The organism is Agrobacterium sp. LAD9 (assembly GCF_003031125.1).
GTDB lineage: Bacteria > Pseudomonadota > Alphaproteobacteria > Rhizobiales > Rhizobiaceae > Agrobacterium > Agrobacterium radiobacter.
This window is the reverse complement of the sequence record NZ_PHGS01000007.1, coordinates 56,270-81,713: the sequence shown is the minus strand read 5'-3', so window position 1 is coordinate 81,713 and position 25,444 is coordinate 56,270. Positions and strand designations below refer to the sequence as shown.

Below are 25,444 nucleotides of genomic sequence, written 5' to 3'. Positions count from 1 at the left end.
GACGTGCGCTGACCGGGTTACGCTGAAGTCAAATCTCGAACGTGCCCGACGCCACACGCACCGCGTGACCGCCGATGCGCGCGCGGGCTATTTCGTTGTCCTTGATGTCCATGCGTAGATGGATGTGGGACGGTCTTTCCATCTCCACGCCCTGCTCTATCAGGAGCGGATGATGGCCGTCCGTCAGCCCGTCGAAATGCTGGATCGCGCCGGACAGGGCGGCGGCGGCGGAACCGGTTGCGGGGTCTTCCGAAATGCCCATATCCGGGGAGAACATGCGGGCGTGGAACTTTGCCGCGTGATTGACGCCGCCGCGACAGTAGATATAGGCCGCCGCCAGGCGTCCCTCGACAAGTGGCGCGGTGCGCAGCCACAGATTGGCGTCGAAATCCATGTCCCTGATAGCGGCGATATTGTGCAGCGGCACGAGCAGGAACGGCACACCTGCTGTCCAGATAGACGGCACATGATTCTCAAAGCCGAGATGTCCTTCGCTGACGCCGAGCGCATCGGCAAGAGCGGTGTGATCGAGCGGCAGGTCGACTCGGGATGATTTGCGCGGCAGGTCGAATTCCGCGAAGCTGACGGCGTCGGCGCGCATCTTCACCGCGCAGCGCACCGGCCCCACCTTCTCCTCCAGCACGCAGACCATATCGATGTCGTCATCACCCTCGCCGCGATTTCGCTCGGCGATGGCGACAGCAGCACCCACCGTCGGATGGCCGGCAAAGGGCAATTCGCCTGATGGCGTGAAGATGCGCAGCGAAGCTGCATGCGCCGGGTTGGTGGAGCGGTTGACGAAAACCGTCTCGGAAAGGTTCATTTCCCGCGCAATCGCCTGCATCGTGCCTTGGGGAAGATCATCGGCGTCATACATGACCGCCAGCGGATTTCCCGCCATTTTCGTCTCGGTAAAGACATCGTAGATATCGTAGTTCAGCGCCACATCCGTCTCCTGCCACTCGTCATTCCGGCTGCCTTGGCAAACTGCATCAGGCCGTCCCGCATCGCAACCCTTGTCGGCGCGCGCAAATCAAGAAGCTGTGGACCGGAGTGATGCGGCCCGCCGTCAGGGAACGCCTGCGCCTGCGAAAGGCCTTGTCGCCAGCCGCCGTCTTCATGTACCAAGGGTGCGTCTGGCGGCTTGCTATCGATCTCTTCATCGAGGTTTAAAGATTTCAAGCCGCTTCAACAGGTTACAGTGCCTTGCTCGGACCGGACCGGTCTGCGCCGTTGTCGAGGGAAGCGAATGTCGCATTCTACCTATTCACTGTCCTTCGTCGCCTCCGCAACAGAGGAGGCGCAGACGGCGCTGAGAGTGCTGAAAGGCATTTACGGCGACACGCCGTTCGCAGAGGCGGAAGTGATCGTTGCACTCGGCGGCGATGGCTTCATGCTGCAGATTCTCAACGAGACAATGAATTCCGGCAAGCGTGTCTATGGCATGAACCGGGGGTCCGTCGGCTTCCTGATGAATGACTACCGGGTGGAGGGCCTGCTCGAGCGCATCGCGGTGGCGAGCGGCAATGATTTCCATCCCTTGCGCATGACGACGACGGATTCCGACGGCGACGAGTTTACAGCCCTTGCCATGAACGAGGTCAGCCTGTTTCGCCAGTCACATCAGGCCGCCAAGCTTCGTGTCGAGGTGGATGGCAAGGTGCGGCTGGAAGAGCTGATCTGCGACGGCATGATGGTGGCGACCCCCGCAGGGTCGACAGCCTACAATTTCTCCGCCCATGGCCCCATCCTGCCGCTGGAATCGCCGCTTCTGGCGCTGACCCCCGTCAGTGCTTTCCGCCCACGGCGCTGGCGCGGCGCGCTTTTGCCGAATAAGGTAACGGTCGACATTCATGTTCTGGAACGCGACAAGCGCCCGGTGAACGCGGTGGCCGACCACACCGAGGTGAAATCCGTTCGTCACGTTAGGATCGCACAATCGCAGGACAGGACGGCCAGAATTCTCTCGGATCCAGATCGTTCATGGTCGGACCGGGTTCTCGCCGAACAGTTCAACAATTGACGCCCACAATCGATAATGGCCATGCAACTGACAAGACCTATCCTCGCTGCTTTCCTTTTCGCCGCCGCCGTGCTTCCTGCGCGGGCGCAGACGGAAGCGATCGACGCCTTGCCGGTTTCGGCAATCTTCGTCGTCAGCAGCGGCATGTGGGAAGATCGGAATCTTGAGCCGGTGAAAGGTCCTGACGGACAGCTGCGGCCGCCGCCTGCCTCGCCCACACGCGGTTATTACAAGGTCATCGCCATCCGCCAGGGCGACGGTACGGCGAAAATCTACCTGCAGCGCATCGTCTTTACCGCCGATGGGCCGAATCTTCTCGAAAATATCGAGCTGGAAGAATTCAGCCAGATGAAATCCTACGTCACGGATATTCGTCCCGAAAGCTCGAATGGCGCGCCCGCCTCGCCCGGCTTGTTCGTGACCGTTTATCTGAAGACGGACCCGATGAGCAAGGAAGCGGAAAGCTGGACGATCCTGATCGACGAGCTGGGTGAGATGAAGATCGAAAAAGCTTCGAACTGATCGAACCGGATACGCGGCCAGGCAAGGCTATGCTTCCAGTGCCTCCGGCCCGACAAGAACCGCTCCAAAATGATGTTTCCATAATCTTGCACCGAGTTCACCACTGCGGTCGAGACTGGAGCCCACCGTCAGCCACGGCAACAGCGTGGGATGCAGCCCCGCATCAAAAAGGGCAAAACCAGCGGCCAGTACGCAGGTATCAGCCTGAATACCGCAGACCAGCACCCTGTCGAGGTGCAGCGACAGAAGATAGTCGATGACCTCCCGTGGAGGCGCATAACCGTGTTTGATGAATATGCGATCCGCCGCAACAAGCGACTCGTCATGCCTGCCCGGCTTCCAGCCGAGTTGCCGCTCGAAGGGCGTCACGCTTTCATCATGACGCTCGACGGTGGCGATGCTGGGCATGGTCAGAGCGAGTGCGGATATCTCCGCCACCAGCGCAGCCGGCGGATTGAAGCTCGGCTGGACGTCGACGATATAGAGCGCCTGTTTCATGCTAGTCCTCCAACGAAAAACCCCTCGCAATGGGTTTGCGAGGGGCAATTTTCCAGTCGACGCGCCGGACGCCTTAATCGATATCCGAGACTTCCACATCCGCGCCGCCGCTGATGCGGTGGGCGAGTGCGGCTTCCATGAATTCGTTCAGGTCGCCATCCAGCACGTTGCCGGGTGCTGTACTTTCCACGCCGGTGCGCAGATCCTTGACCAGCTGGTAAGGCTGCAGAACGTAGGAACGGATCTGGTGGCCCCAGCCGATATCCGTCTTGGACGCGGCCTGGGCGTTTGCCGCCTCTTCCCGCTTCTGCAGCTCCACCTCATAGAGACGGGCGCGCAGCATGTCCCACGCCTTGGCGCGGTTCTTGTGCTGGGAGCGCTCCTGCTGGCAGGCGACGGCAATACCGGTCGGAATATGCGTGATACGCACGGCCGAGTCTGTCGTGTTGACGTGCTGGCCGCCCGCACCGGACGAACGATAGGTATCGATACGGCAATCGCTCTCATTGATGTCGATCTGGATCGAATCGTCGACGACGGGATAAACCCAGACGGAGGAGAACGATGTGTGGCGACGCGCATTGCTGTCATAGGGCGAAATACGAACGAGGCGGTGCACGCCCGATTCCGTTTTCATCCAGCCGAATGCATTGTGGCCCTTGACGAGGATCGTCGCGGACTTGATGCCGGCTTCTTCGCCGTCGTGAACTTCGAGAACCTCGACCTTGAAACCTTCGCGGTCAGCCCAGCGGGTATACATGCGCAGAAGCATGTTCGCCCAGTCCTGGCTTTCGGTGCCGCCGGCGCCGGAATGCACTTCGACATAGGTGTCGTTGCCATCGGCCTCGCCTGAAAGCATGGCTTCCACCTGGCGGCGGTTCGCCTCGCTCTTCAGCGCCTTCAGCGCGTCTTCGGCGTCCTTGACGATCTCGTCATCGCCTTCCATCTCGCCGAGTTCGATCAGCTCGATATTGTCGCGGAGCTGCTGCTCCAGCGCCTTGACGCCGTTGATGCTGTCATCCAGCTGCTGGCGTTCGCGCATCAGCTTCTGGGCCTCAGTGGCATCGTTCCAGAGGGTCGGGTCCTCTGCCTTGTTATTCAACCAGTCCAGCCGTCTTATCGCCTGGTCCCAGTCAAAGATGCCTCCTCAGCAGGCTTATGGCCTGCTTGATTTCGTCGACTACGTTCACGATTTCATTGCGCATTTCGCTGGTTCTTCACCTTCATTGAAACTCGTTGCTCAAATAAATGCGGGGGGCGCGGATGTAAAGACCCGCGCCCCCGCCAAACGTCAGGACTAATGTCAATAAAGACCGCCGCCACCGCCGGTGATGGCCTGCTGCGCCTGCGGCGAGGTCTTCAGAATGTCTTCCTGCGACATGTATCCGTCATCGCCGATGACAGAGAAGGTGGAGGCGGGACCCGTGCCCGGCTTGAAGGCTTCCATGATGGTGTCCGGCTCGCCCTCAACCGCCGCCATGCCGGTCTTGCGGTTGACGGCGACGAAGTTCATGCCAGCAGGCACGATGAACTTGCTCGGTTCCATGTGCTTGGCCGCATCGGCGATAAATTCACCGAAGATCGGTGCCGACAGCGAACCGCCGGTACCGCCGCGACCGAGAGGTGCGGGCGAATCGAAACCGATATAGAGGCCGGCAACCATGTCCGGCGTGTAACCGACGAACCAGGCGTCCTTTTCATCATTGGTGGTGCCCGTCTTGCCGGCAACCGGCAGATCGACCTTGATCTTGCCCGCCGCCGTGCCGCGCTGCACAACGCCTTCCAGCATCGAAGTCGTCTGGTATGCCGTCATCGGGTCGAGAACCTGTTCGCGATTGTCGACGATGACAGGCTCGTCCTGGTTCTGCCAGCTGGTCGCGTTGCAGCCCTCGCAGGCGCGCTCCTCGTGGCGGAAGATCGTCTTGCCGTAACGGTCCTGAATACGGTCGATCAGCGTCGGCTGGATCTGCTTGCCGCCATTGGCGATGACCGAATAGGCAGAAACCATGCGCATGACGGTCGTTTCACCCGAACCGAGCGACATGGACAGAAGCGGCGGCATCTTGTCGTAAATGCCGAAGCGCTCGGCATATTCCGCGACCAGATTCATGCCCATGTCCTGCGCCAGACGCACGGTCATGAGGTTACGGGATTTTTCAATACCGAGACGCAGGGTCGAAGGACCGGCGGAACCCCCGCCGTAATTCTGCGGCTTCCAGACCTGATTGCCCGAGACCACCTCGATCGGCGCGTCGAGAATGACCGATGCGGGCGTATAGCCGTTGTCGAGCGCCGCCGCATAGATGAACGGCTTGAAGGAGGAGCCCGGCTGGCGCATGGCCTGCGTCGAGCGGTTGAATTCCGACTGCGCGTAGGAGAAGCCGCCGACCATGGCCAGAACACGACCGGTATGCGGGTCCATCACCACCATGCCGCCCTGCACTTTTGGCGGCTGGCGCAGGCGATATTCGTTGCCGGAGCCGGAAAGCGGCTGCACATAAACAACGTCGCCCGCGGTCACGACACCGACCGGCGACTTGGCGGTCGCTCTTTTGCCGCTTGCATCACGGAAAGCCCAGCGCATGTTTTCAGCAGAGATATGGCCGCGCGTGCGCTTGTCGCCATCTTCCGCATCGGGATCGGCCTGAACGCCGATATCGACGCCATCGGCGGCAACCGCGAGCACGACCGCGACCTTCCATTCCGGAACGTCCCGGAGACCCTTGACCTTGGCCAGTGCCGCCGTCCAGTCGCCGGCCGTCTCGATCTTTTCCACCGGTCCGCGGAAGCCGCGGCGCTCGTCATATTGCACAAGCCCGTCCTGAAGCGCCTTGCGCGCCTCCATCTGGATTTGCGGGTCGAAAGAGGTACGGACCGAGAGCCCGCCTTCAAGAAGGGCTTCCTCGCCATATTTTTCGACGATCTGGCGGCGGACTTCCTCAGCGAAATAATCGGACGCGAAAATATGCGCACCACCGCGGCGCAGGTTGACGCCGAGCGGCTGCTTTTTGGCGTCGGTAGCGTCGGCAACGGTGATGTAGCCGTTTTCGGCCATGCGGTCGATCACCCAGTCGCGGCGCTCCAGAGCAGCCTTTTCGCGGCGGATGGGATGATAGTTGTTCGGTCCCTTCGGCAGCGATGCGAGATAAGCGGTCTCAGCGATCGTCAGTTCCGTTACCGACTTGTTGAAATAGGTGAGTGCCGCACCGGCGATGCCGTAGGAATTCAGACCGAAAAAGATCTCGTTGAGATAAAGCTCGAGAATCTTGTCCTTGGAATAGGTCTGCTCGATGCGGAAGGAGAGAATGGCTTCCTTGAGCTTGCGGTCGATGGTCTGGTCGTTGGTCAGAAGGAAGTTCTTCGCCACCTGCTGGGTGATGGTGGATGCGCCGACCGGACGACGGCCGGAGCCGACATTCTGGAGATTGACGAGAATGGCGCGGCCGAGACCGAAGATGTCGACACCCGGGTGGTTGTAGAAATTCTTGTCTTCGGCGGACAGGAAAGCGGCCTTCACGCGGTCAGGAATGGCCTGGATCGGCAGGAACAAGCGCTTTTCATGCGCGTATTCCGCCATCAGCGCACCGTTGCCGGCGTGCACGCGGGTCGTTACCGGCGGCTCATAGGTGCTCAGAACTGCGTAATCCGGCAGGTCCTTCGTCACGCCGTGCAAATAAATCGCACCGACGACGGCGGCGCACAGGAAGAGCACGCTGGCCAAGCCGAAAAAATATCCAATCAGTCTGATCATACCAAGCTACCGATAATTCGAATCGTAACCATCAACGCCCGACGATTTACGGGCGCATCCTTGCATATCGCGTGCCGTTTTGCACACCATACCTTCGATGACAAGCCGGATACGGCAGCATTCGCTGATATGTTACCGGGCGGCAGGCCCGCAATCGCGTTGCGGACGCTTGCGGATCGCCACCGAATCCGCGCTTCGAGTAACGCGGCGAATGTGAGTAAAATAGGGCTTCGCCTCCGCAATCGTCCGCAAGGCCCAAGAATTGAACAGCTTTTCGGCGGTCAATGGCAGGGCGGCAACAGCACCGTCGCTCCGCTGGCTACCTTCTCAGCCGCCGTTCGCCATGGCCTTGGCGCGGTATCGCCCGACGGCCGTTGCCAGCGTATCGGCCACCTTCTTGCGCCATTCCCCGTCGAGAAGCAGCTTTTCGTCTTCCGCATTGGAGAGGAAACCGAGTTCCAGCAGCACCGACGGCACGTCATGAGCGCGCAGCACCATGAAACCGGCATAACGATGCGGATTGTTGATGAGGCCCACCTGCCCCTCGAAGGAGGAGACGATGTTTTCGGCGAGCGTCACCGAAAAGGCCTGAGTTTCGCGGCGGGTGAAATCGAGAAGAATATCGGCGACCTCGGGCGGCTCGCTGGAGGCCGCGACACCCGCAATCTGGTCGGACTTGTTTTCGCGCTCCGCCAGTTCCTGCGCCTGCCGGTCCGACGCCCGGTCTGACAATGTATAAACGGTCGCGCCGCGGATACCCTTTTGCTTCAATGTATCCGCATGCAGCGATATAAAGAGGTTGGCATTGTTCTGGCGGGCAATCGTCACCCGTTCGGACAGGGCAAGGAATGTATCGGAATCGCGCGTCAGAAACGCCTTGATGCCGGGTTCGCGGTTCAACCGTTCCGCGAGTTCCTTCGCAAAGGTCAAAGTGATGACCTTTTCCTCGGTGCCCGTCGTGCCGCCGGTGGCGCCGGCATCGATGCCGCCATGACCGGCATCGACCGCGATGACAAATTCCGCAGGACGCGATGTCTTGTCGTCAGGCGTGATCGCGGCAGTCGTCACCGGGGCGGGCGCCTGCCATTGCTGATCCTTCACCAGTTCCGCGAACTTGCCCTTGGTGGTGATCTCGGCATCGAGCACGAAACGGAAAGATTGCCCGTCGTCAGCCTTCTTCGTTTCGGCAACAGTCACCTGTACCGGCTTTTTCGCCGTCAGCACAATGCGGGCGCTGTTCTGGCCCATGGTGCCGAAGCGGATGTCCGAGAAAAGACCAGTTGGCTTGAGGTCGGATGTGGGGAAAGCGAAATTCACCGCGGGGAAGTCCACGACGATGCGCGCGGGCGAATCGAGATAGTGAACGTCGAATTCCGGCTCTTCCGCAAAATCGAGAACGATGCGCGTGCGCGCCTCATCACCGATGATACGCGCCTGATGGGCGACAAGCGGCTCCACGGCATGGGCTGCCGGCACGACGGAAACAGAGGCGGCGACAGAAAATGCCAGAGCCGCCAAAGCCCGCGCGATTCGCGCGCCAAGCCGCCCTGCCCCGCCTGATATCGCTGCGTTGCGCGTGAAATTCATGGTCCTCAAGAAATTCCGTATGTCAGTCATTTTCGATAAACGGCGCGGAAAAACGCCGGCAACAGTGCCGTTTCAACCACGCCGTACGATAGTTTGCGCGTTTGCGCCCCACAATCGCAGGCCTTGGTGAACCAATTGTTAACCCGGAAATTCCACCAATAATATGGCATATTTAGCCAGCCTATTGCTATTATGACAGAGAAAACATACAACACGGATGAGGGTTAAAAGTGTTGACGGGATAGATGCCCGCCGGCTGCCAATCGAAAAAGACGCTGGCGCTGCAAATCGGGCAATCATCTGCCGTCGTTACATTTATCCTGAAACTGGATCAATTCCGGCCGTGGCCGGAGACCTACCCGGTGGCGCTGCCACCGCTGCTCTGAGGAGAGCAAATTCATCGGACCCCAAGGGGTCTATATATTATTGTCGTTCCGCCTGGCCAATGATGTCGCAGCAGTTTTCACATGAACCGGATACCAGGAGCAGGCCAAATGCCTCGCCGTCGGTCCGGATGCTGCCAGTTTACAGAGGCCCGGCTGGAGACTTCATTTCCGGCACATCCTTGCACTCATATGAAAGGCTCGTCCGTGTGGCGGGCCTGTTCTCGTATAAAACAAGGCTGCGCCGAGGAGCACAGCTTACATGGCAGACAAAATGCTTATCGACGCCTCCCACGAAGAGGAGACACGCGTAGTCGTTGTCCGTGGGAACCGGATCGAAGAATTCGATTTCGAATCGGAGCACAAAAAACAGATCCGCGGCAATATCTATCTTGCCAAGGTCACTCGCGTTGAGCCCTCCCTTCAGGCGGCCTTCGTCGATTACGGTGGCAATCGCCACGGCTTTCTCGCTTTTGCGGAAATCCATCCGGACTATTACCAGATCCCGCTTGCCGACCGTCAGGCTCTCCTGAAGGCGGAAGCCGAGGATCATCGCCGCAGCGACGATTTCGAATCCGCGGACGCGCCCGAACCCACAGCGCCGATGATCGACCTTTCGCAGGTGGATCAGCCGGATGTCGGCATTGTTTCCTCCGATGAAACCACTGAAACGGTTATCACGGAAGAAACTGCGTCCGTCGCTGAAGAGGTTTCCGAGGAAACCACCGTCGAGGCCGTAGCCGTAGAAGCGCCCGCCGAGGAAGAAAAGCCGAAGAAGCGCACCCGCCGCCCCCGCGCAAAGAAGAAAACCGCCGAAGAAGAAGCCGCAGCAGCCGAGGCCGCCGAAGCTTCTTCCGAAGACGACGGCAGCACCGGTGGCGAAATGGCCGCCATGGTCGACACCGACACGATTTCCGAGGAAGTCGAAGGTCTTCGTCGTGGCAATGACGATGATGACGACGATGATGACGATCATCACGAAAAGGAAGTGATCGAATCCGTCGGCGCCGAAGACGCCATGGAAGAAGTTCCGGATCGCGTCGCCCGCAAGCCGCGCAAACAGTATCGCATTCAGGAAGTCATCAAGCGCCGTCAGATTCTTCTGGTGCAGGTGGCCAAGGAAGAACGTGGCAACAAGGGTGCTGCACTCACCACCTACCTGTCGCTTGCCGGCCGCTATTCCGTGCTGATGCCGAACACGGCACGCGGCGGTGGTATTTCCCGCAAGATCACCCAGCCGACCGACCGCAAGCGCCTGAAGGAAATCGCGCGCGATCTGGAGGTTCCGCAGGGCATGGGCGTCATTCTGCGTACCGCAGGCGCCAACCGCACCCGCGTCGAAATCAAGCGCGACTTCGAATATCTGATGCGCCTGTGGGAAAACGTCCGCACGCTGACGCTGAACTCCACGGCCCCCTGCCTCGTTTATGAGGAAGGCTCCCTCATCAAGCGTTCGATCCGCGACCTTTACAACAAGGATATCGGCGAGATCATCGTTTCGGGCGAAGAAGGCTATCGTGAAGCCAAAGACTTCATGAAGATGCTGATGCCGAGCCACGCCAAGGTGGTTCAGCCTTACCGCGACATTCACCCGATTTTCTCGCGCTCCGGTATCGAAGCCCAGCTCGACCGGATGCTGCAGCCGCAGGTCACGCTGAAATCGGGCGGTTACCTCATCATCAACCAGACGGAAGCGCTGGTTTCCATCGACGTCAACTCCGGCCGTTCGACGCGCGAACATTCCATTGAGGAAACCGCGCTGACGACGAACCTCGAGGCCGCGGAAGAAGTGGCGCGCCAGCTGCGCCTGCGCGACCTTGCCGGTCTTGTCGTCATCGACTTCATCGACATGGAAGAAAAGCGCAACAACCGCTCTGTCGAAAAGAAGCTCAAGGATTGCCTGAAGAACGACCGCGCCCGCATCCAGGTCGGCCGCATCTCGCATTTCGGCCTTCTGGAAATGTCGCGCCAGCGCATCCGCGCTTCGGTGCTGGAATCGACCACGCAGGTCTGCCAGCATTGTGGCGGCACGGGTCATGTCCGCTCGGAATCCTCCATCGCCCTGCATGTTCTGCGCGGCGTCGAGGAATATCTGCTGCGCAACACCACGCATAACATCACGGTGCGCTGCACGCCGGAAACGGCGCTTTACCTGCTCAACCACAAGCGCGGCACGATCGTCGATTATGAAGGCCGCTTCGGCGTGTCCATCATCATCGCTGCTGACGCCGGCGTCGGCGCGCAGCATTTCGCCATCGACCGTGGTGAAGCCGTCGAAAATCCGGTGAAGATCGAAAGCCTCATCCAGATGCTGCCGAGCTTCGTGGAAGAGGAAGACGATTTCGTCGCCGAGGTGGAAGAGGACGAAGACGAGGAAGAAATCGTCAAGGCGCAGACCTCCGAGCCACGCCAGCAGCAGCCACAGGGCGACAATAGTGAAGAAGGCAAGCGCAAGCGCAAGCGTCGTCGTCGCCGTCGCGGCAAGGGTGGCCAGGGCGACCAGAACGGTGCGCTCGACGCCCAGTCCGGCGATGCGGAAGGCGATGATGCCGAAGGTGACGACGATGGCATCGAAACCGATGAGGCCGATGCTGAAAACGAAAACGATGCAGCGGAAGCAGTAGGTTCCGAAGAGGATGGCAAGCGCAAGCGCCGCCGTCGCGGCAAGCGCGGTGGACGCCGCAACCGTGCGGAAGACGAAGCTCTTGATGCTGCCGGCTCGGAAGCTGAAGGTGAGAGCGAAAGCGAAGAGGTTTCCGTTGAAGCATCTGTAACCGAAGAACCGACCGCCGCCGCCGCGGTGGAAGGTGTGGTTGCCGAAGTTGTGGAAGAGGAAGTACCGAAGAAGCCACGCCGCACCCGCAAGGCGAAGGTCAAGACTGAAACCGAGGAAGCGCCGAAAGCTGAAGCCGTTGAAACGGTGGAGCCGGTGATCGTCGAGGAAACAGTCGCCGAGGTCGCGGTTGAAGAAGCTGGTGAGGTTTCGGCCGATCTGGCTCCGGAAGCGGAAGCACCGGCCACGGAAGAAAAAGTCCGCGCCAACCGGGGCAGCAATGTCTCCAGTTCGGAGCCAGTGGTGACCTCGTCTTCGCCGAACCCCGATGGCGACGAGCCGAAGCCGCGCAAGGGCGGCTGGTGGCAGCGCAAAGGCTTCTTCTGAGAGAAGAAAGACTGAATGAAAAACGCCCGCAACGATGTTGCGGGCGTTTTGTTTTGTCGATGCAAAGAACGGGCGTTTTCTTGAGCCGCTGACATTTCCTCATTCCTGTGCTTGTCACAGGAATCCAGTCGACGCGCGTCCGCGTGGCGGGAGAGTCCTTTCAGCCCAAGGACTTGGGCTTGCTGGATCCCTGTGACAAGCACAGGGATGAGAGTTGGGAAGGCCAGGCCGTCAAACAGACCGCGTCAGGCCACCATCAACCCGGATATTCTGGCCGGTAATATACCCCGCCCCTTCCGACGCAAGGAATGCTACGGTGGCGGCGATTTCCTCGCTCTTGCCGTAACGCTGCATCGGCACGGCCTCTCGGCGTTCTTCCGTGGCCGGCAGGCTGTCGATCCAGCCGGGTAGCACATTGTTCATGCGCACGTTGTCGGCCGCGTAGGTATCGGCAAATATCTTGGTGTAGGAGGCAAGGCCGGCGCGGAACACGGCGGATGTCGGAAACATGCTGCTCGGTTCAAAAGCCCAGGCCGTCGAGATATTGACGATCGCGCCCGCCTTCTGCTTCACCATGACGGGGGCGATGATACGCGTCGGGCGGATGACGTTCATCAGATAGACATCGAGGCCGGTGTGCCATTGCTCGTCGGTAATGTCGAGAATGGAGGCGCGCGGGCCATGCCCGGCGCTGTTCACCAGCACGTCGATGCGGCCGAATGTTTCGAGTGTCCTGTCCGCCAGCCGCTGGAGATCGTCATTGGACTGGTTGGAACCGGTGACCCCGATGCCGCCGAGTTCCTTTGCCAGCGCCTCTCCCTTGCCGGAGGATGAAAGGATCGCCAGTTTGTAACCGTCCGCGGCCAGACGTTTCGCCACAGCTGCGCCCATGCCGCTGCCACCCGCCGTTACAATCGCCACTTTTTCTGCCGACATCGTTTTTCTCCATTTCCAGGCCTGCATCCATAAACTGCCCCATCTATAACGGGTTTCAACGACGACTTCGAACCAGAAAGGCTTGGAGCGGCGTGCAGAAAAACTGATGCTGGAAATGTCAGCCTGACACACTCCCCTCCGCCGGATGCGCTACCCGGCTGTCGGCTGGTGCCTCCTCCCTGTCCTGCAAACCGTAGTCGCGCATCACATGCGCGATGCGCAAGCGATAATCGGAAAAAACACCGGACCGGCCCAGCGACTGCGCGGTGCGATGCGGCACGGTATTGCGCCATGCTTTCACCGCCTCCTCATCCCGGAAAAACGACAAAGACAGCATCTTTTCCGGATTGCTGATGCTCTGGAACCGTTCGACGGAGAGGAACCCATCAATGGTTTCGAGCCCCGCCCGCAGGCTGGCGGCGATATCGAGATAATGCTGTTTTTCGCCGTCGGCCGGCCAGACCTCGAAGATGACGGCGATCATTGCCCGCCTCCGGCATGCGGGGCGGAAGCGAGACGTAGAAACAGCCGGTCCTCGCGGCGGATGAACTGCTCGCGCCGGGCGAATTCATAATTTTCCCGCCCGGCCGGATCGGCGGCAAGACGCGCCCTGTAGGCTTCGTAAGCGGCGAGGTTTTCGATGTTGTAAACACCATAGGCGATCGTGCTCGATCCCTCTTTCGGCGCGTAATAACCAATGAGATCGGCGCCGCAGCGTGGGATCGCCTCACCCCAGTTGCGGGCATATTGTTCGAAGGCATCGACCTTGAAGGGGTCGATCTCGTAGCGGATGAAACAGGTCAGCATCGTCACTCTCCTTGTGTTCTGCCGCATCTTTTTACGCTATTGCCTCGCATCAATGCTTCGGTTATCATCGAAGTATGAAAGACGGACCTCTCATCGCCAACGTCGCCGCCCTGATCGGCGACCCTGCCCGCGCCAATATCCTGACGGCGCTGATGGATGGGCGCGCGCTCACCGCAAGCGAGCTTGCGGAAGCCGCTGGTGTAACCCTGCAGACCGCGAGCGGGCACCTGTCCAAACTCTCAGAAGCACAATTGTTGAAGGCGGAAAAACAGGGGCGGCATCGTTACTTCCGTCTGTCAGACGAGGATGTTGCACAGGTTCTGGAAGCGCTTATGGGCCTTGCCCAACGCACAGGGGCAATCCGCGTCCGCACCGGACCGAAGGACAAGGCTCTGCGTGAAGCGCGCATCTGCTACGACCATCTGGCCGGAGAAAGCGGCGTGGCGCTACTTGCCGCTATTACCGCGAAGGGGCTCGTGACGTTAGGTGATGATCCTGCCCTAACGGATAGCGGACGCCACTTCTTCTCGAGCTTCGGCATCGACCTTTCGCCACTGGAAAAGGCGCGCCGCCCGGTCTGCCTGCATTGTCTTGACTGGAGCGAACGCCGCCATCACCTCGGCGGCGGGCTTGGCGCGTCTCTTCTGGAAGCCATGCAGCAGCGTGACTGGCTGCGGCGCGGAAACGGCCGGGTGCTGACCTTCACTGCAAAGGGTGAAAAGGCATTCAACAGCACCTTTAGCTGCACACCCGCCTGATCTCCCCGAGCGGATGATCCGGGCTTATTTCAGCCAGCCGGCAATACGTCCAACGGCCTCGGCAATGTCAGACACCGAACCCGCATAGGAAATGCGCAGCGCGCGATGGCCTTCTTCGGGATCGAAATCCATACCTGGCGTCGCCGCCACATCGATTTCCGCCAGCATGCGCTTGGCGAAATCCATGCTGTCGTTGGAGAAGCGGCTTGTATCGACATAGGCGTAAAAAGCGCCATCCATGGGCGATGCCAGCGGCAGGCCGATTTCCGGCAGGCGCGCCATCAGGAAATCGCGGTTGGTGCGATAGCTTTCCCTGTAGACATCCAGTTCCTCCGCCGCCGAAAAGGCTGCGGTCGCCGCAAGCTGCGAAAGTTCCGGCGGGGAAATATAGAGGCTCTGGGCCAGACACTCGACCGGGCGGACGAGGTTTTCCGGCAGCACCATCCAGCCAATGCGCCAGCCGGTCATGCAATAATATTTGGAAAAGGAATTGATGATCACGGCATTGTCGGTGATTTCGAGCGCGCTCGTCTCTTCGCCGACGAAGGTCAGACCGTGATAGATTTCGTCGGAAATGAAAGCCATGTCGCGGCTTTCGCAATAGCTCGCCAGCCGCTTCAGCGCCTCGCGGCCGGTGACTGTGCCAGTCGGATTGGCCGGGCTTGCCAGAAGCACGCCCTTCAGCTTGCAGCCGGCTCTTGTTTCCGCACGTTCGAGGCTTGCCGGCGTCAGCGTATAACCGGTTTCGGCCGTGACCGGCACTTCCACGACATTAAGGCCGAGCGCCTTGAGAATATTCCGATAGGCGGGATAGCCGGGCCTCGCGATGGCGACATGGTCACCGGCATCGAAAAGGGTGAGGAAAGCGAGATTGAAGGCCGCAGACGAACCGGTGGTCACCGCGATGCGGCCCGGATCGATGGCGACCTGGTGGCGCAGCCGGTAATGGCCGGCGATCGCCTCACGCAATTCGCGCAGGCCGAGCGCATCGGTATAACCGATCCGCCCGTGTTTCAGCGCGGCCTCAGCGGCTTCGAGCGAGGCCTTCGGCGCGGGATGGGAGGGCTGGCCGACCGCCATGGAAATGACGGGGCGTCCCGCCTGCCTGCGCCTGTTCGCTTCCGCCAGAATATCCATGGCGTGAAAGGGTTCGACTGCGCTCCGCTTCGACATCGTGATCAAGGGCATGCTCTTTCCTGAACCGTATTTCAGAGACTTGCCGCAGAATCACAATCTTCACAATCATGCGATCATAATGCGGACAAGTATTTTTGCCGTATGGCATTTGGCTTAAAGTAAGGTAATTGCCTTCATAAGATTTCAAGAGGCTCCGGCCGCACAGAATGAGGACCGATATGGCGCATTTTCTCCGTTCCACCCTTCTCGCCAGCGTGACGGCCCTTTCGACGGTATTCGCCTCCCTGCCTGCCCATGCGCTCGATGAGCAGCAGAAGAAGGAAATGGGCGAGTTCATCAAGCAATATCTCATCGAGAACCCGGAAATCATGCTCGAGGTTCAGGATGCGCTTGAACGCAAGCAATATGCGACGCGTAACGCCAAGGCGGCGGAAGCCGTCGCCGACAACAAGAAGGCCATCTTCGAATCGAAATTCGATCTGGCGCTCGGCAATCCGGATGGCGACGTCACGCTGGTCGAGTTCTTCGATTACAATTGCGGTTATTGCAAACGCGCCATGGCTGACATGGATAAAATCCTGAAGGGCGACAAGAAGGTGCGCGTCGTCCTCAAGGAGTTTCCGATCCTCGGACCGGAATCGGTTGCCGCGCACCGCGTTTCCAACGCCGTCAAACTGCTTGCTCCGGCCAAGTACCCCGAGTTCCAGCGCACCCTGCTCGGTGGCCGCGGACGGGCGAATGAAGACAGCGCCATGGAAGTCGCGACCTCGCTCGGTCTCAAGGAAGCCGACATCCGCAAATCCATGGCGGAAAACCCCAATGACGAGCAGGTGCAGGAGACTTACAAGCTGGCAACCAGCCTCGGCATCACCGGAACGCCGTCCTATATCGTCGGCGACGAAGCGGTTTTCGGCGCGGTCGGTGCCGACCCGCTGAAGGAAAAAATCGCCAATATGCGCAGCTGTGGAAAAGCCACCTGCTCCTGATTGCTAAAAAAGCCACTGCATTCCCTGTGAGATGCCCGCCAAGCGGGCTGTTTACGGCTTGCGGGGGCTTTTCCTTGACGTCTGCGCAGTCTATAGGTGTCGCTGATTTTCTTATGGAAACGTGAATGAGCAACATCATCATCGTCATCAACGGCCCCAATCTCAACATGCTGGGAAAAAGGGAACCGGGTATCTATGGTGGCAAGACGCTGAAGGACATCGAGAATGATTGTCTTGCGGCCGGTGCCGATCTCGGTTTCGCAGTGGAATTCCGCCAGTCCAACCACGAAGGCGTGCTGGTGGACTGGTTGCAGGAGGCGGGCGAGCGGGCGGCGGGCGTCGTCATCAATCCCGGCGCCTACAGCCACACGTCGATCGCGTTGCATGACGCCATTCGTGCGATTTCCACGCCCGTCGTGGAAGTGCACATTTCCAACATCCACGCCCGGGAAGAGTTCCGTCACAAATCGATGGTATCACCCGCGGCGAAGGGCATGGTCTGCGGTTTCGGACCATATGGATATATCATGGCGCTTCACGCGCTGAAAAACATCACGGCATAAAAAGAAACAAAGAATAGGGTTTGTCATGTCTGAAAAGAAACAGGGTATCGACAAGGAACTGATCCGCGAGCTCGCGAATATCCTCAACGATACCGACCTTTCGGAAATCGAAGTGGAGCAGGAAGATCTGCGCATCCGCGTCTCCCGCGCCGCTCCCGCTCCCGCCACGGTCTATGCTGCAGCGCCCGCCGCTTATGCGCCGGCACCTGCCCCGGCCGCCGCGCCGGCAATCGCCGCACCTGCTGCTCCCGCAGCGGCCGCAGCACCGGCCCGTAACCCGGCCAACACCGTGTCCTCGCCGATGGTCGGCACGGTCTATCTTTCGCCTGCCCCGGGCGCACGTCCCTTCATCGAAGTGGGCGCGACCGTCAAGGAAGGCCAGACCATTCTCATCGTCGAAGCTATGAAGACCATGAACCAGATCCCGGCTCCCAAGTCCGGCAAGGTCGTGGAAATCGTCGTCAACGACGCTCAGCCCGTGGAGTATGGCGAAGCCCTCGTGGTCATCGAATAAAGGCGGTTCAGCATGGTTTCGAAGATCCTCATAGCCAACCGCGGCGAGATCGCGCTACGCGTCCTGCGCGCCGCGAAAGAGCTCGGCATTCCGACGGTAGCCGTACATTCCACGGCCGACGCAGACGCCATGCATGTGCGCCTTGCCGACGAAAGCGTTTGCATCGGCCCGCCGCCCTCGCGTGACAGCTACCTCAACATCCACCAGATCGTTGCGGCCTGCGAAATAACAGGTGCGGACGCCGTTCACCCCGGTTACGGCTTCCTGTCGGAAAATGCCAAGTTCGCCGATATTCTCGACGCGCACGGCATCACCTTCATCGGACCGACCGCAGAACATATCCGCCTCATGGGTGACAAGATCACCGCCAAGCAGACGGCACAGGAACTCGGCATTCCCGTCGTTCCCGGCTCTGATGGCGAAGTGAAGCCTGAAAACGCGCTCGAAATCGCCCGGGAGATCGGCTTCCCGGTCCTCATCAAGGCGACGGCAGGCGGCGGTGGTCGCGGCATGAAAGTGGCGAAGACCGAGGCCGATCTGGAAGAGGCTGTCTCGACTGCCCGTTCCGAGGCGGCAGCAGCCTTCGGCAACGACGCCGTCTACATGGAAAAATACCTCGGCAAGCCGCGCCATATCGAAGTGCAGGTTTTCGGCGATGGCGAAGGCAATGCCGTTCACCTTGGCGAACGCGATTGCTCGTTGCAGCGCCGTCACCAGAAGGTGCTGGAAGAAGCCAATTCGCCGGCATTGACCGTCGAACAGCGCATGAAGATCGGCGAGATTTGCGCCGACGCCATGCGCAAGCTGAAATATCGCGGCGCCGGCACCATCGAGTTCCTTTATGAAAACGGCGAGTTCTATTTCATCGAAATGAACACCCGTCTTCAGGTGGAGCATCCGGTCACGGAAGCAATCACTGGCATGGATCTCGTGCAGGAACAGATCAGGGTCGCTTCCGGCCAGGGCCTGTCGGTCACGCAGGCTGATATCGAATTCCATGGCCATGCCATCGAATGCCGTATCAATGCCGAAGACCCGCGCACCTTCGTTCCTTCCCCGGGCACGCTGACCTATTTCCACACGCCGGGCGGCCTTGGCGTGCGCGTCGATTCGGGTGCCTATCAGGGCTACAAGATCCCGCCCTACTACGACAGCATGATCGGCAAGCTGATCGTTCACGGCCGCGACCGTGACGAGTGCATTCGCCGCCTGCGTCGGGCGTTGGACGAATTCGTCGTCGATGGCATCAAGACCACGCTGCCGCTTTTCCAGGATCTTCTCGAAAACGAGGATATCCTGAAGGGCGATTACGACATTCACTGGCTGGAGAAATACCTGGCCGGTGACGCGTCTCACTAAGACGCTATGGTTGGGCGTCGCAGCAGAAATAACGGCATAACGGTCGATATTCTGCTGCGCGCCTATTCCGCCGGCCTGTTTCCCATGGCCGATTCGGCTGACGATCCCGAGCTGTTCTGGGTCGAGCCGGAGATTCGGGGTATCATTCCCCTCACCTCCTTCCATATTTCCAAAAGCCTCGCCAAGGCGATGCGCAGGAAGCCGTTCGAGATACGCTTCAACACTGCCTTCGAAGCTGTCATGGCCGGATGCGCGGCGGAAGCGCCGGATAGACCAAGCACCTGGATCAATGCCACCATCCGCAGGCTCTATACCGAGTTGCACCAGATCGGCCATGCACACAGCGTGGAGGCATGGGAGGGCGAAGAGCTTGTCGGCGGGCTTTATGGCGTCTCGCTTGGTGGTGCCTTCTTCGGCGAGAGCATGTTTTCCCGCCGCACCAATGCATCGAAGATATGCCTCGTGCATCTGGTGGAGCGTTTGCGGCAGCAGGGATTTACGCTGCTCGACACGCAATTTACGACCGAACATTTAAAGACATTCGGGGCAATCGATATTCCAAAGTCGGAATATGCGACGATACTGGAAGCGGCTGTCGATAGGCCGGATGTGCCCTTCGAAAAATTGCCTGCGCAAGAAAATCCACGCTGAAAACAACCTGAGATTTTGCTTGCAACCCTCAAAAACATGACTTATCCGGTCATGATATTTTGTTCATCTGGGGATGGTCATGCGCTGGATTACGGCCTTGTTATCGATGTTGACGCTGGCTGTGAATGTCACCGCTGCCGAACAGCGCCCGAACCCGCAGGCGGCCTGGCGAAGCGAAATTTCGCGAGCCTTGACGGGCGTAACCGGCCGACCAGAACTCAAGGTCGTACGGACGAACAAGAAGCAGGCAATCCTTGTTACTTTCCGCGTTGACCCGGCGGGAAAGATCCAGGCTGTTCAGGTCAAAAACATAAGGGATAGTACCTACCAGACAAGAACGGCCGTGAAGCGGGCATTTTCTGAAATCAGATTCCCCTCACCTCCCGCCAGCGATCGACCCAACAGGTTCACTGTTCCGATCGTGATCGAGCCCGAACCGACGCGGGAGGAAATGATCGAACAACTGGAAAGCAAAAGCAAAGCCCTGGCAGATTTGGCCGCGAAGCTCAGACGCCAGAAATAGGCGCGGTCGCGGGTTAATTATTTGCTTGCCGTAGAGGGAGCAGGAACTTCCGAGTCCTGCTTGCAGCCTGTCAGCCACACGTCGTAGATCGGGTGTTCCACGGCATTGAGACCGGGGCTGTCGGCGAACATCCAGCCCGTAAAAATCCGCTTTATCTTGCGATCAAGCGTGATCTCATCGACCTCGATAAAAGCGTCGATCTTCTGGGTTTCCGTCTGGTCGCGGGAATAACAGACCTTCGGCGTCACCTGAAGCGCGCCGAACTGCACGGTCTCATCGATATAGACATCGAAGGAAGTGATGCGGCCGGTGATCTTGTCGATGCCGGAAAACACGGCGACGCGGTTTTCCAGACGGGCGGCGGAGACGGGCGACACGAGGAGAACAGCAGAGACCGCCGCAAACAGCGACACTGTCAGCGCACGCAAAGAACGATCCCGCGTGATTTTCCTCATATAGTGGTCTCCAAAATTTGCCTGTGTCGCGATGCCGACCGGATCAACGCCTAAGGGCGGAATGTGGCAAAAACCGGTGAGGCCAGATGCAAGCGCGGTGTTTTGCACAACACCGCGCATCACAAAAGCTTAGTTGCCAGGGGTCCAGGCGTCGTAGTCGCCGGTCACACGCGGGCGCTCGCCGGCAACAGCCAGCGATCCCTGCGGCCGATAGGCCTTGGACGTGCCAGTATGGTTCGGCTGGTGCGGCTTCTGCCACTCGCGCGCAACGTAGCTTTCCTGGCTTGGCGGCACGTCGGTGCGGTAATGCATCCAGCCATGCCAGCCGGGCGGAATGGCGGAGGCTTCGGCATAACCATTATAGATCACCCAGCGGCGCGGCATGCCCCAGGACGTGGTGCCGCCTTCGTAATAGGTGTTGCCCAACTCATCCTGCCCGACCTTCTTGCCGAAACGCCAGGTATGAAACCGCGTTCCGATCGTCTGGCCGTTCCACCAGGTGAAGATTTGCGTCAGGAGAGTCTTCATTATGCGTTCCTCGGGCTTGAATGCGCCGCAGCGATTTTCCGTGCACAGCACAAGACATGCTTATGCCGCCCCTCACGGCAATTGTCCAGCATTTCGAGATATATCCGTGCTATTTCAGCTTCATCCTGAAGCCCAGATGCCGCTTCTCGAACCCCAGCCGCTCGTAGAAGCGATGCGCGTCCAGCCGGGCCATGTTGGACGTCAGTTGCGCGGCGTTGAGACCCTGACGGCGGGCTTCTTCCAGGCAATGATTGATCATCACCGCGCCGATACCGCGACCGCGCATGTCGGTGCGCGTCTGTACCGCCTCGATCACCATGGACTTTGCCCCTCGCCCGACGAGCTTGGTCAGGATCGCCGTCTGGAAGGTGCCGACGACCTCGCCATCCAGTTCCGCCACATAAAGCGTTTCGCTCGGCGATGCCTCGATGGCGCGGAAGGCCGCAAGATAATCCGGCTGCGCTGATTCTTCCGCCGTATCGCCATGGCCGCCGATCTCGTCGGCGGCAAAAATGGCGGCAAGGGCGGGAAGGTCGTCCTCGCGCGCCATGCGGATAATGAGATTCTGCAATGTCGCATTCATCGGGTCAGGCTCTTTTCCATAACGATGCCGGGCAGACCCTCGATGCCCGCCATGCGCTCGATTCGGTCTACCTCGACAAATCCGACGCCTTCATAAAAGGCGATTGCGACAGTATTTTTAGGCTCGACTTCAAGCCGCATGATTTCCGCATCCGGAAAGCAGGTTTCCAGTTCCGCGAAGAGATCACGGCCGACGCCCTGACGCTGAAGGTCGGGCGCGACGTAAAGCTGGTGCAGCAGGGCCGTCTTCGCCATCTTGGTGGACATGGAGCCATAGGCCATGCCGCCAATCCGCTTGCCGTCATCAGCCACCAGAAACTCACCGCCCTTTTTCTCGATACGGTCCTTCATGGCCTGCGGCGAATGCCATGCGAGGATCAGCTGGTTCACCTTGTCGACGCCATAGATCGCATCATAGGTCGCGTGCCATGTCGTGGCGAGCAAGGTGCGGACCGGCTCGATGTCCCGCAGACTTGCCGTGCGGATGAAAAACATGTTTGGGCTCCGTCTTGAAACAGAAAAGCCGGGCGTTGATCCCGGCAGATATATGTCGAACCTCCCGCACTCTCGACGTTATCCTCGGGCTTGTCCCGAGGATCTGAGCACGTTTGGCCTTGTGGGTCGTTAGATCCTCGGGACAGGCCCGAGGATGACGAAGGAGAGCTTTGTGCCTCGATGCCTCCTACCGGCAGGAAGCAGCTTTCGCTTACTCTTCCTCGATGCCGAGCTTGGCCTTCACCAGTGCCTGCACCGCCTGCGGGTTGGCCTTGCCGCCCGTGGCCTTCATGACCTGGCCGACGAACCAGCCGGCGAGCGTCGGCTTCGCCTTGACCTTTTCAACCTGATCCGGGTTGGCGGCGATAATCTCGTCCACGGCCTTTTCGATGGCGCCGGTATCCGTCACCTGCTTCATGCCGCGCGCCTCGACGATTTCCGCCGGGTTGCCGCCCTCGTTCCAGACGATTTCGAACAGGTCCTTGGCGATCTTGCCGGAAATGGTCTCAGACTTGATGAGATCGATGATGCCGCCGAGCTGTTCCGGCGAAACCGGCGTCGTCTCGATATCCTTGCCGAACTTATTGAGGGCGCCGAGCAGGTCGTTGATGACCCAGTTGGCGGCAGCCTTCGCATCGCGGCCGGCGGCGACGGCCTCGTAATAATCGGCGATCGCCTTTTCCGATACGAGGATCGAGGCATCATAGACCGAGAGGCCGAGATCAGCCACGAAACGGGCCTTCTTGTCGTCGGGCAGTTCCGGCAGATCGACCTTCAGCGCCTCGACGAAAGCATCGTCGAATTCCAGCGGCAGCAGATCCGGATCGGGGAAATAACGATAATCATGCGCGTCCTCCTTGGAGCGCATGGAACGCGTCTCACCCTTGCCGGGATCGAACAGACGGGTTTCCTGATCGATGGAGCCGCCGTCTTCCAGAATTGCGACCTGGCGACGCGCCTCATATTCGATGGCCTGGCCAACGAAACGGATGGAGTTGACGTTCTTGATTTCACAGCGCGTGCCGAAACCTTCGCCCGGACGGCGCACGGAGACGTTGACGTCGGCGCGCATCGAGCCTTCATCCATGTTGCCGTCGCAGGTACCGAGATAACGGACGATGGAGCGCAGCTTCGTCATATAGGCCTTCGCTTCATCCGACGAACGCATGTCCGGCTTGGACACGATTTCCATCAGCGCCACGCCCGAACGGTTCAGGTCCACGAAGGACATGGTCGGATGCTGGTCGTGCATGGACTTGCCGGCGTCCTGCTCCAGATGCAGACGCTCGATGCCGATCTCGATATCCTCGAAATTGCCCTGACGGTCAGGACCGAGCGAAATGGTGATAGTGCCCTCACCGATGATCGGATCCTTGAACTGCGAAATCTGGTAGCCCTGCGGCAGATCTGGATAGAAGTAGTTCTTGCGGTCGAAGATCGAACGGTTGTTGATCTTCGCCTTTAGGCCGAGACCGGTACGCACCGCCTGCTTGACGCATTCCTCGTTGATGACGGGAAGCATGCCCGGCATGGCGGCATCCACCAGCGACACGTTGGAGTTCGGCGCATTGCCGAAGGTGGTCGAAGCGCCGGAAAACAGCTTGGAATTGGAGAGAACCTGCGCATGCACCTCCATGCCGATCACGATTTCCCAATCGCCGGTGGCGCCGGGAATGAAGCGTTTCGGGTCGGGGGTGCGCACGTCTACAAGGGTCATCTGAAGCTCACGATATACGGGTTCTTTGGCCTTGGTGGGTAGAACAAATGGAGCGCGGGCGCAAGAGATCTTGCGCCCTCTCACGCCAGGCCCGGGATTTTAGCCCATACCGGATACGCGTTTTTTACGCTTCCCGGTTTCAATTCACGCCATGGTGACGATCGCTCTCTGCTTCACGGCCTATATCGCCTTCAATCTTTTCGTCTTTCTTGTCTATTGGTGGGACAAGGAAGCGGCGAAGAACGGCGGTTGGCGTATCCGGGAAAGCACGCTGTTATCGCTTGCGCTCGTTGGCGGCAGCTTGGGCGCGATCTCGGCACAACGCCTGCTGCGGCACAAGACGCGCAAGGAACCCTTCCGCAGCATCCTGATATCAATCGTGATATTGCAGGTGGGCCTTGTCGCATCGCTTGCCATCATGCCAGACTGGCCGATGCGGCTGGTGGATGCTCTGCAAACTCTGTCTCAGAAAGCCGGCCCATAAAGACCACTCTCAACCTCCGCCAATTGCTTCTGCAGGCCTACCGACTGCACTTCGCGATCGAGCTTTGGCGCATAGGAAACGGAGAGCCAGCGGACACTGTAGCCATGGTGGCGGAAAAAGGCGACGGCCGGTTCGTTCTGGGCGTGAGTTTCAAGCCGGATGGTCTCGAATCCCCTGTCCTCTATCAGCCTTTCCACATCACCCAGCAGACGACTGCCGACCCGCCGGCGCTGAAAATCCGGATCGATCCAGAAATCGGAAATCGTCTCGTCAAAATGTTCGCGCGCCGCCCAGCCCGCAACCGAGCCACCGAACTCCGCCACCCTGATTGCCAGCCATGACGAGCGGGTAAAATTGGAAAAGGCGCTGGCCGCATTGTCGTAAAGGGTCGGGGTGATGCCGAGAGCTGCGGTTGCCTGTCGCCATGCCCTGAGGCCGATGGCCGCCAGAACCTCCGCTTCCTGCTCATGCGCATTGCGAATGACGATCAAGCCGCACCCTCCATGGCCGTTGAAATTAAACCATTGCCAGCGCGATTCGACCAGCATGGTTTTCTCGCGCCTAGCGGGACTTGACCGCGCCGGGTTCGCCCGCTACCCAAAAGGAGCAAGAACGGAGTTTTTATGTTCGCTCAATCGGAGTCCCGGTAAAGGCCCTGCCCGCAAGTTTATTGCGCGCCGGGCCATGCTGAAACCGAGCCGGATGCCTTAACGGCACCCGGATTTGTTTTCACGCGTCTATATGACGCCGACCGGACTTCCAAAAATGGACATTTCCCGCGCCGAACAGCGCATTCTTCACCTGCTCGCCCAGGGCGGCAGAATTGAACTCGTTCGAGATGACGCCCACAAAATCGAAAAACTCGCGCTTTATACGCGTGACGGCTGGATTTTCAGCGGCCTCAATCTCCTCACCTTCCGCAAGCTGAAACGGAAGAGAGCCATTGCCTCCTCGGGCGGCAAACCTTACCGCATTACCACGCGCGGGCTGGAACTCGTGCGGGGTGAGTTGGACAACAGATAAAT

27 protein-coding genes are annotated in these 25,444 nt (G+C 59.5%); 12 read left to right on the top strand and 15 right to left on the bottom strand.

Annotation, left to right across the window (positions count from 1 at the left end):
• Positions 1-28: 28 nt before the first annotated feature.
• On the bottom strand, positions 29-946 hold the full coding sequence (locus DA915_RS07025) for a PhzF family phenazine biosynthesis protein (protein ID WP_107675493.1): 918 nt from the start codon (positions 944-946) through the stop codon (positions 29-31).
• 303 nt (positions 947-1,249) lie between these two features.
• Between DA915_RS07025 and DA915_RS07015 the strand changes: the two genes are divergently transcribed.
• Positions 1,250-2,023, top strand: coding sequence for an NAD kinase (locus DA915_RS07015; protein WP_020809760.1), 774 nt, complete (start codon positions 1,250-1,252; stop codon positions 2,021-2,023).
• 21 nt (positions 2,024-2,044) lie between these two features.
• Positions 2,045-2,545, top strand: a complete 501-nt coding sequence (locus DA915_RS07010) for a hypothetical protein (RefSeq protein WP_026364079.1) — start codon at positions 2,045-2,047, stop codon at positions 2,543-2,545.
• Positions 2,546-2,572: 27 nt separating this feature from the next.
• Here the strand turns inward: DA915_RS07010 and DA915_RS07005 are convergent, their stop codons facing one another.
• The 4 genes from DA915_RS07005 to DA915_RS06990 all read right to left on the bottom strand — a co-directional run bounded on the left by DA915_RS07005 (position 2,573) and on the right by DA915_RS06990 (position 8,381).
• Positions 2,573-3,043 (bottom strand): cysteine hydrolase family protein, encoded by a 471-nt coding sequence (locus tag DA915_RS07005; RefSeq protein WP_107675491.1) that lies wholly within the window; start codon positions 3,041-3,043, stop codon positions 2,573-2,575.
• 73 nt (positions 3,044-3,116) lie between these two features.
• Positions 3,117-4,248 (bottom strand): peptide chain release factor 2 gene (gene prfB, locus DA915_RS07000; RefSeq protein ID WP_099085460.1). Its coding sequence is split into 2 segments (ribosomal slippage): positions 3,117-4,178 and positions 4,180-4,248, totalling 1,131 coding nucleotides; the frame shifts between segments, so codons are not numbered across the junction.
• A gap of 98 nt (positions 4,249-4,346) precedes the next feature.
• Positions 4,347-6,794 (bottom strand): penicillin-binding protein 1A, encoded by a 2,448-nt coding sequence (locus DA915_RS06995; RefSeq protein WP_020012387.1) that lies wholly within the window; start codon positions 6,792-6,794, stop codon positions 4,347-4,349.
• Positions 6,795-7,121: 327 nt separating this feature from the next.
• Positions 7,122-8,381 carry an N-acetylmuramoyl-L-alanine amidase gene (locus DA915_RS06990; protein ID WP_107675490.1) on the bottom strand — a complete coding sequence of 420 codons (1,260 nt, stop codon included), beginning with the start codon at positions 8,379-8,381 and terminating at the stop codon, positions 7,122-7,124.
• 645 nt (positions 8,382-9,026) lie between these two features.
• On the opposite strand from DA915_RS06990, the gene DA915_RS06980 reads away from it, so the two are divergent.
• On the top strand, positions 9,027-11,924 hold the full coding sequence (locus DA915_RS06980; protein WP_107675489.1) for a ribonuclease E/G: 2,898 nt from the start codon (positions 9,027-9,029) through the stop codon (positions 11,922-11,924).
• Between the two features lie 231 nt (positions 11,925-12,155).
• On the opposite strand, the gene DA915_RS06970 is transcribed toward DA915_RS06980, so the two are convergent.
• The 3 genes from DA915_RS06970 to DA915_RS06960 form a co-directional block, all read right to left on the bottom strand.
• Entirely contained in the window at positions 12,156-12,860 is a 705-nt protein-coding gene (locus DA915_RS06970; protein ID WP_003502501.1) for an SDR family oxidoreductase, read from the bottom strand.
• Between the two features lie 118 nt (positions 12,861-12,978).
• Positions 12,979-13,344, bottom strand: a complete 366-nt coding sequence (locus tag DA915_RS06965; RefSeq protein ID WP_107675488.1) for an antibiotic biosynthesis monooxygenase — start codon at positions 13,342-13,344, stop codon at positions 12,979-12,981.
• Positions 13,341-13,667 carry an NIPSNAP family protein gene (locus DA915_RS06960; protein WP_003502499.1) on the bottom strand — a complete coding sequence of 109 codons (327 nt, stop codon included), beginning with the start codon at positions 13,665-13,667 and terminating at the stop codon, positions 13,341-13,343. The genes DA915_RS06965 and DA915_RS06960 overlap by 4 nt, the downstream gene beginning before the upstream one ends.
• Positions 13,668-13,741: 74 nt before the next feature.
• Between DA915_RS06960 and DA915_RS06955 the strand changes: the two genes are divergently transcribed.
• Positions 13,742-14,425, top strand: a complete 684-nt coding sequence (locus DA915_RS06955; RefSeq protein ID WP_107675487.1) for a helix-turn-helix transcriptional regulator — start codon at positions 13,742-13,744, stop codon at positions 14,423-14,425.
• 24 nt (positions 14,426-14,449) lie between these two features.
• On the opposite strand, the gene DA915_RS06950 is transcribed toward DA915_RS06955, so the two are convergent.
• Positions 14,450-15,607, bottom strand: coding sequence for a pyridoxal phosphate-dependent aminotransferase (locus tag DA915_RS06950; RefSeq protein ID WP_060724201.1), 1,158 nt, complete (start codon positions 15,605-15,607; stop codon positions 14,450-14,452).
• Positions 15,608-15,780: 173 nt separating this feature from the next.
• Between DA915_RS06950 and DA915_RS06945 the strand changes: the two genes are divergently transcribed.
• The 6 genes from DA915_RS06945 to DA915_RS06920 all read left to right on the top strand — a co-directional run bounded on the left by DA915_RS06945 (position 15,781) and on the right by DA915_RS06920 (position 20,158).
• Positions 15,781-16,548, top strand: coding sequence for a DsbA family protein (locus DA915_RS06945; RefSeq protein WP_003502496.1), 768 nt, complete (start codon positions 15,781-15,783; stop codon positions 16,546-16,548).
• Between the two features lie 125 nt (positions 16,549-16,673).
• Entirely contained in the window at positions 16,674-17,111 is a 438-nt protein-coding gene (gene aroQ / locus DA915_RS06940) for a type II 3-dehydroquinate dehydratase (RefSeq protein ID WP_003502495.1), read from the top strand.
• 25 nt (positions 17,112-17,136) lie between these two features.
• A complete protein-coding gene (accB, locus tag DA915_RS06935; protein WP_020012377.1) occupies positions 17,137-17,625 on the top strand; it encodes an acetyl-CoA carboxylase biotin carboxyl carrier protein in 489 nt (162 codons plus the stop codon).
• A gap of 12 nt (positions 17,626-17,637) precedes the next feature.
• Positions 17,638-18,984: an acetyl-CoA carboxylase biotin carboxylase subunit gene (accC, locus tag DA915_RS06930; protein ID WP_107675486.1), complete on the top strand. Its 1,347-nt coding sequence runs from the start codon at positions 17,638-17,640 to the stop codon at positions 18,982-18,984.
• A gap of 6 nt (positions 18,985-18,990) precedes the next feature.
• On the top strand, positions 18,991-19,635 hold the full coding sequence (gene aat / locus DA915_RS06925) for a leucyl/phenylalanyl-tRNA--protein transferase (RefSeq protein ID WP_107675485.1): 645 nt from the start codon (positions 18,991-18,993) through the stop codon (positions 19,633-19,635).
• Positions 19,636-19,714: 79 nt separating this feature from the next.
• Entirely contained in the window at positions 19,715-20,158 is a 444-nt protein-coding gene (locus tag DA915_RS06920) for a hypothetical protein (RefSeq protein WP_107675648.1), read from the top strand.
• 17 nt (positions 20,159-20,175) lie between these two features.
• Here the strand turns inward: DA915_RS06920 and DA915_RS06915 are convergent, their stop codons facing one another.
• The 5 genes from DA915_RS06915 to gatB form a co-directional block, all read right to left on the bottom strand.
• Positions 20,176-20,613, bottom strand: a complete 438-nt coding sequence (locus DA915_RS06915) for a DUF2155 domain-containing protein (protein ID WP_026364075.1) — start codon at positions 20,611-20,613, stop codon at positions 20,176-20,178.
• Positions 20,614-20,742: 129 nt separating this feature from the next.
• The gene (locus DA915_RS06910) at positions 20,743-21,141 is read right to left on the bottom strand and encodes an NADH:ubiquinone oxidoreductase subunit NDUFA12 (protein WP_080866104.1); all 399 of its coding nucleotides are present in this window, start codon (positions 21,139-21,141) and stop codon (positions 20,743-20,745) included.
• Positions 21,142-21,250: 109 nt separating this feature from the next.
• Complete coding sequence (locus DA915_RS06905) at positions 21,251-21,724, bottom strand: GNAT family N-acetyltransferase (protein WP_107675484.1); 474 nt, start codon at positions 21,722-21,724, stop codon at positions 21,251-21,253.
• Positions 21,721-22,218, bottom strand: a complete 498-nt coding sequence (locus DA915_RS06900; protein ID WP_080817148.1) for a GNAT family N-acetyltransferase — start codon at positions 22,216-22,218, stop codon at positions 21,721-21,723. The genes DA915_RS06905 and DA915_RS06900 overlap by 4 nt, the downstream gene beginning before the upstream one ends.
• Before the next feature lie 211 nt (positions 22,219-22,429).
• Positions 22,430-23,935, bottom strand: coding sequence for an Asp-tRNA(Asn)/Glu-tRNA(Gln) amidotransferase subunit GatB (gene gatB / locus DA915_RS06895; protein ID WP_107675483.1), 1,506 nt, complete (start codon positions 23,933-23,935; stop codon positions 22,430-22,432).
• A 151-nt stretch (positions 23,936-24,086) separates the two neighbouring features.
• Between gatB and DA915_RS06890 the strand changes: the two genes are divergently transcribed.
• The gene (locus DA915_RS06890) at positions 24,087-24,419 is read left to right on the top strand and encodes a DUF1294 domain-containing protein (RefSeq protein WP_107675482.1); all 333 of its coding nucleotides are present in this window, start codon (positions 24,087-24,089) and stop codon (positions 24,417-24,419) included.
• Here DA915_RS06890 and DA915_RS06885 read toward each other — a convergent pair.
• Positions 24,401-24,910 carry a GNAT family N-acetyltransferase gene (locus tag DA915_RS06885; protein ID WP_020012369.1) on the bottom strand — a complete coding sequence of 170 codons (510 nt, stop codon included), beginning with the start codon at positions 24,908-24,910 and terminating at the stop codon, positions 24,401-24,403. The genes DA915_RS06890 and DA915_RS06885 overlap by 19 nt on opposite strands.
• A gap of 274 nt (positions 24,911-25,184) precedes the next feature.
• Here DA915_RS06885 and DA915_RS06880 point away from each other — a divergent pair, with 274 nt between their 5' ends.
• Positions 25,185-25,442 carry a YjhX family toxin gene (locus DA915_RS06880; RefSeq protein WP_026364074.1) on the top strand — a complete coding sequence of 86 codons (258 nt, stop codon included), beginning with the start codon at positions 25,185-25,187 and terminating at the stop codon, positions 25,440-25,442.
• Positions 25,443-25,444 lie beyond the last annotated feature (2 nt).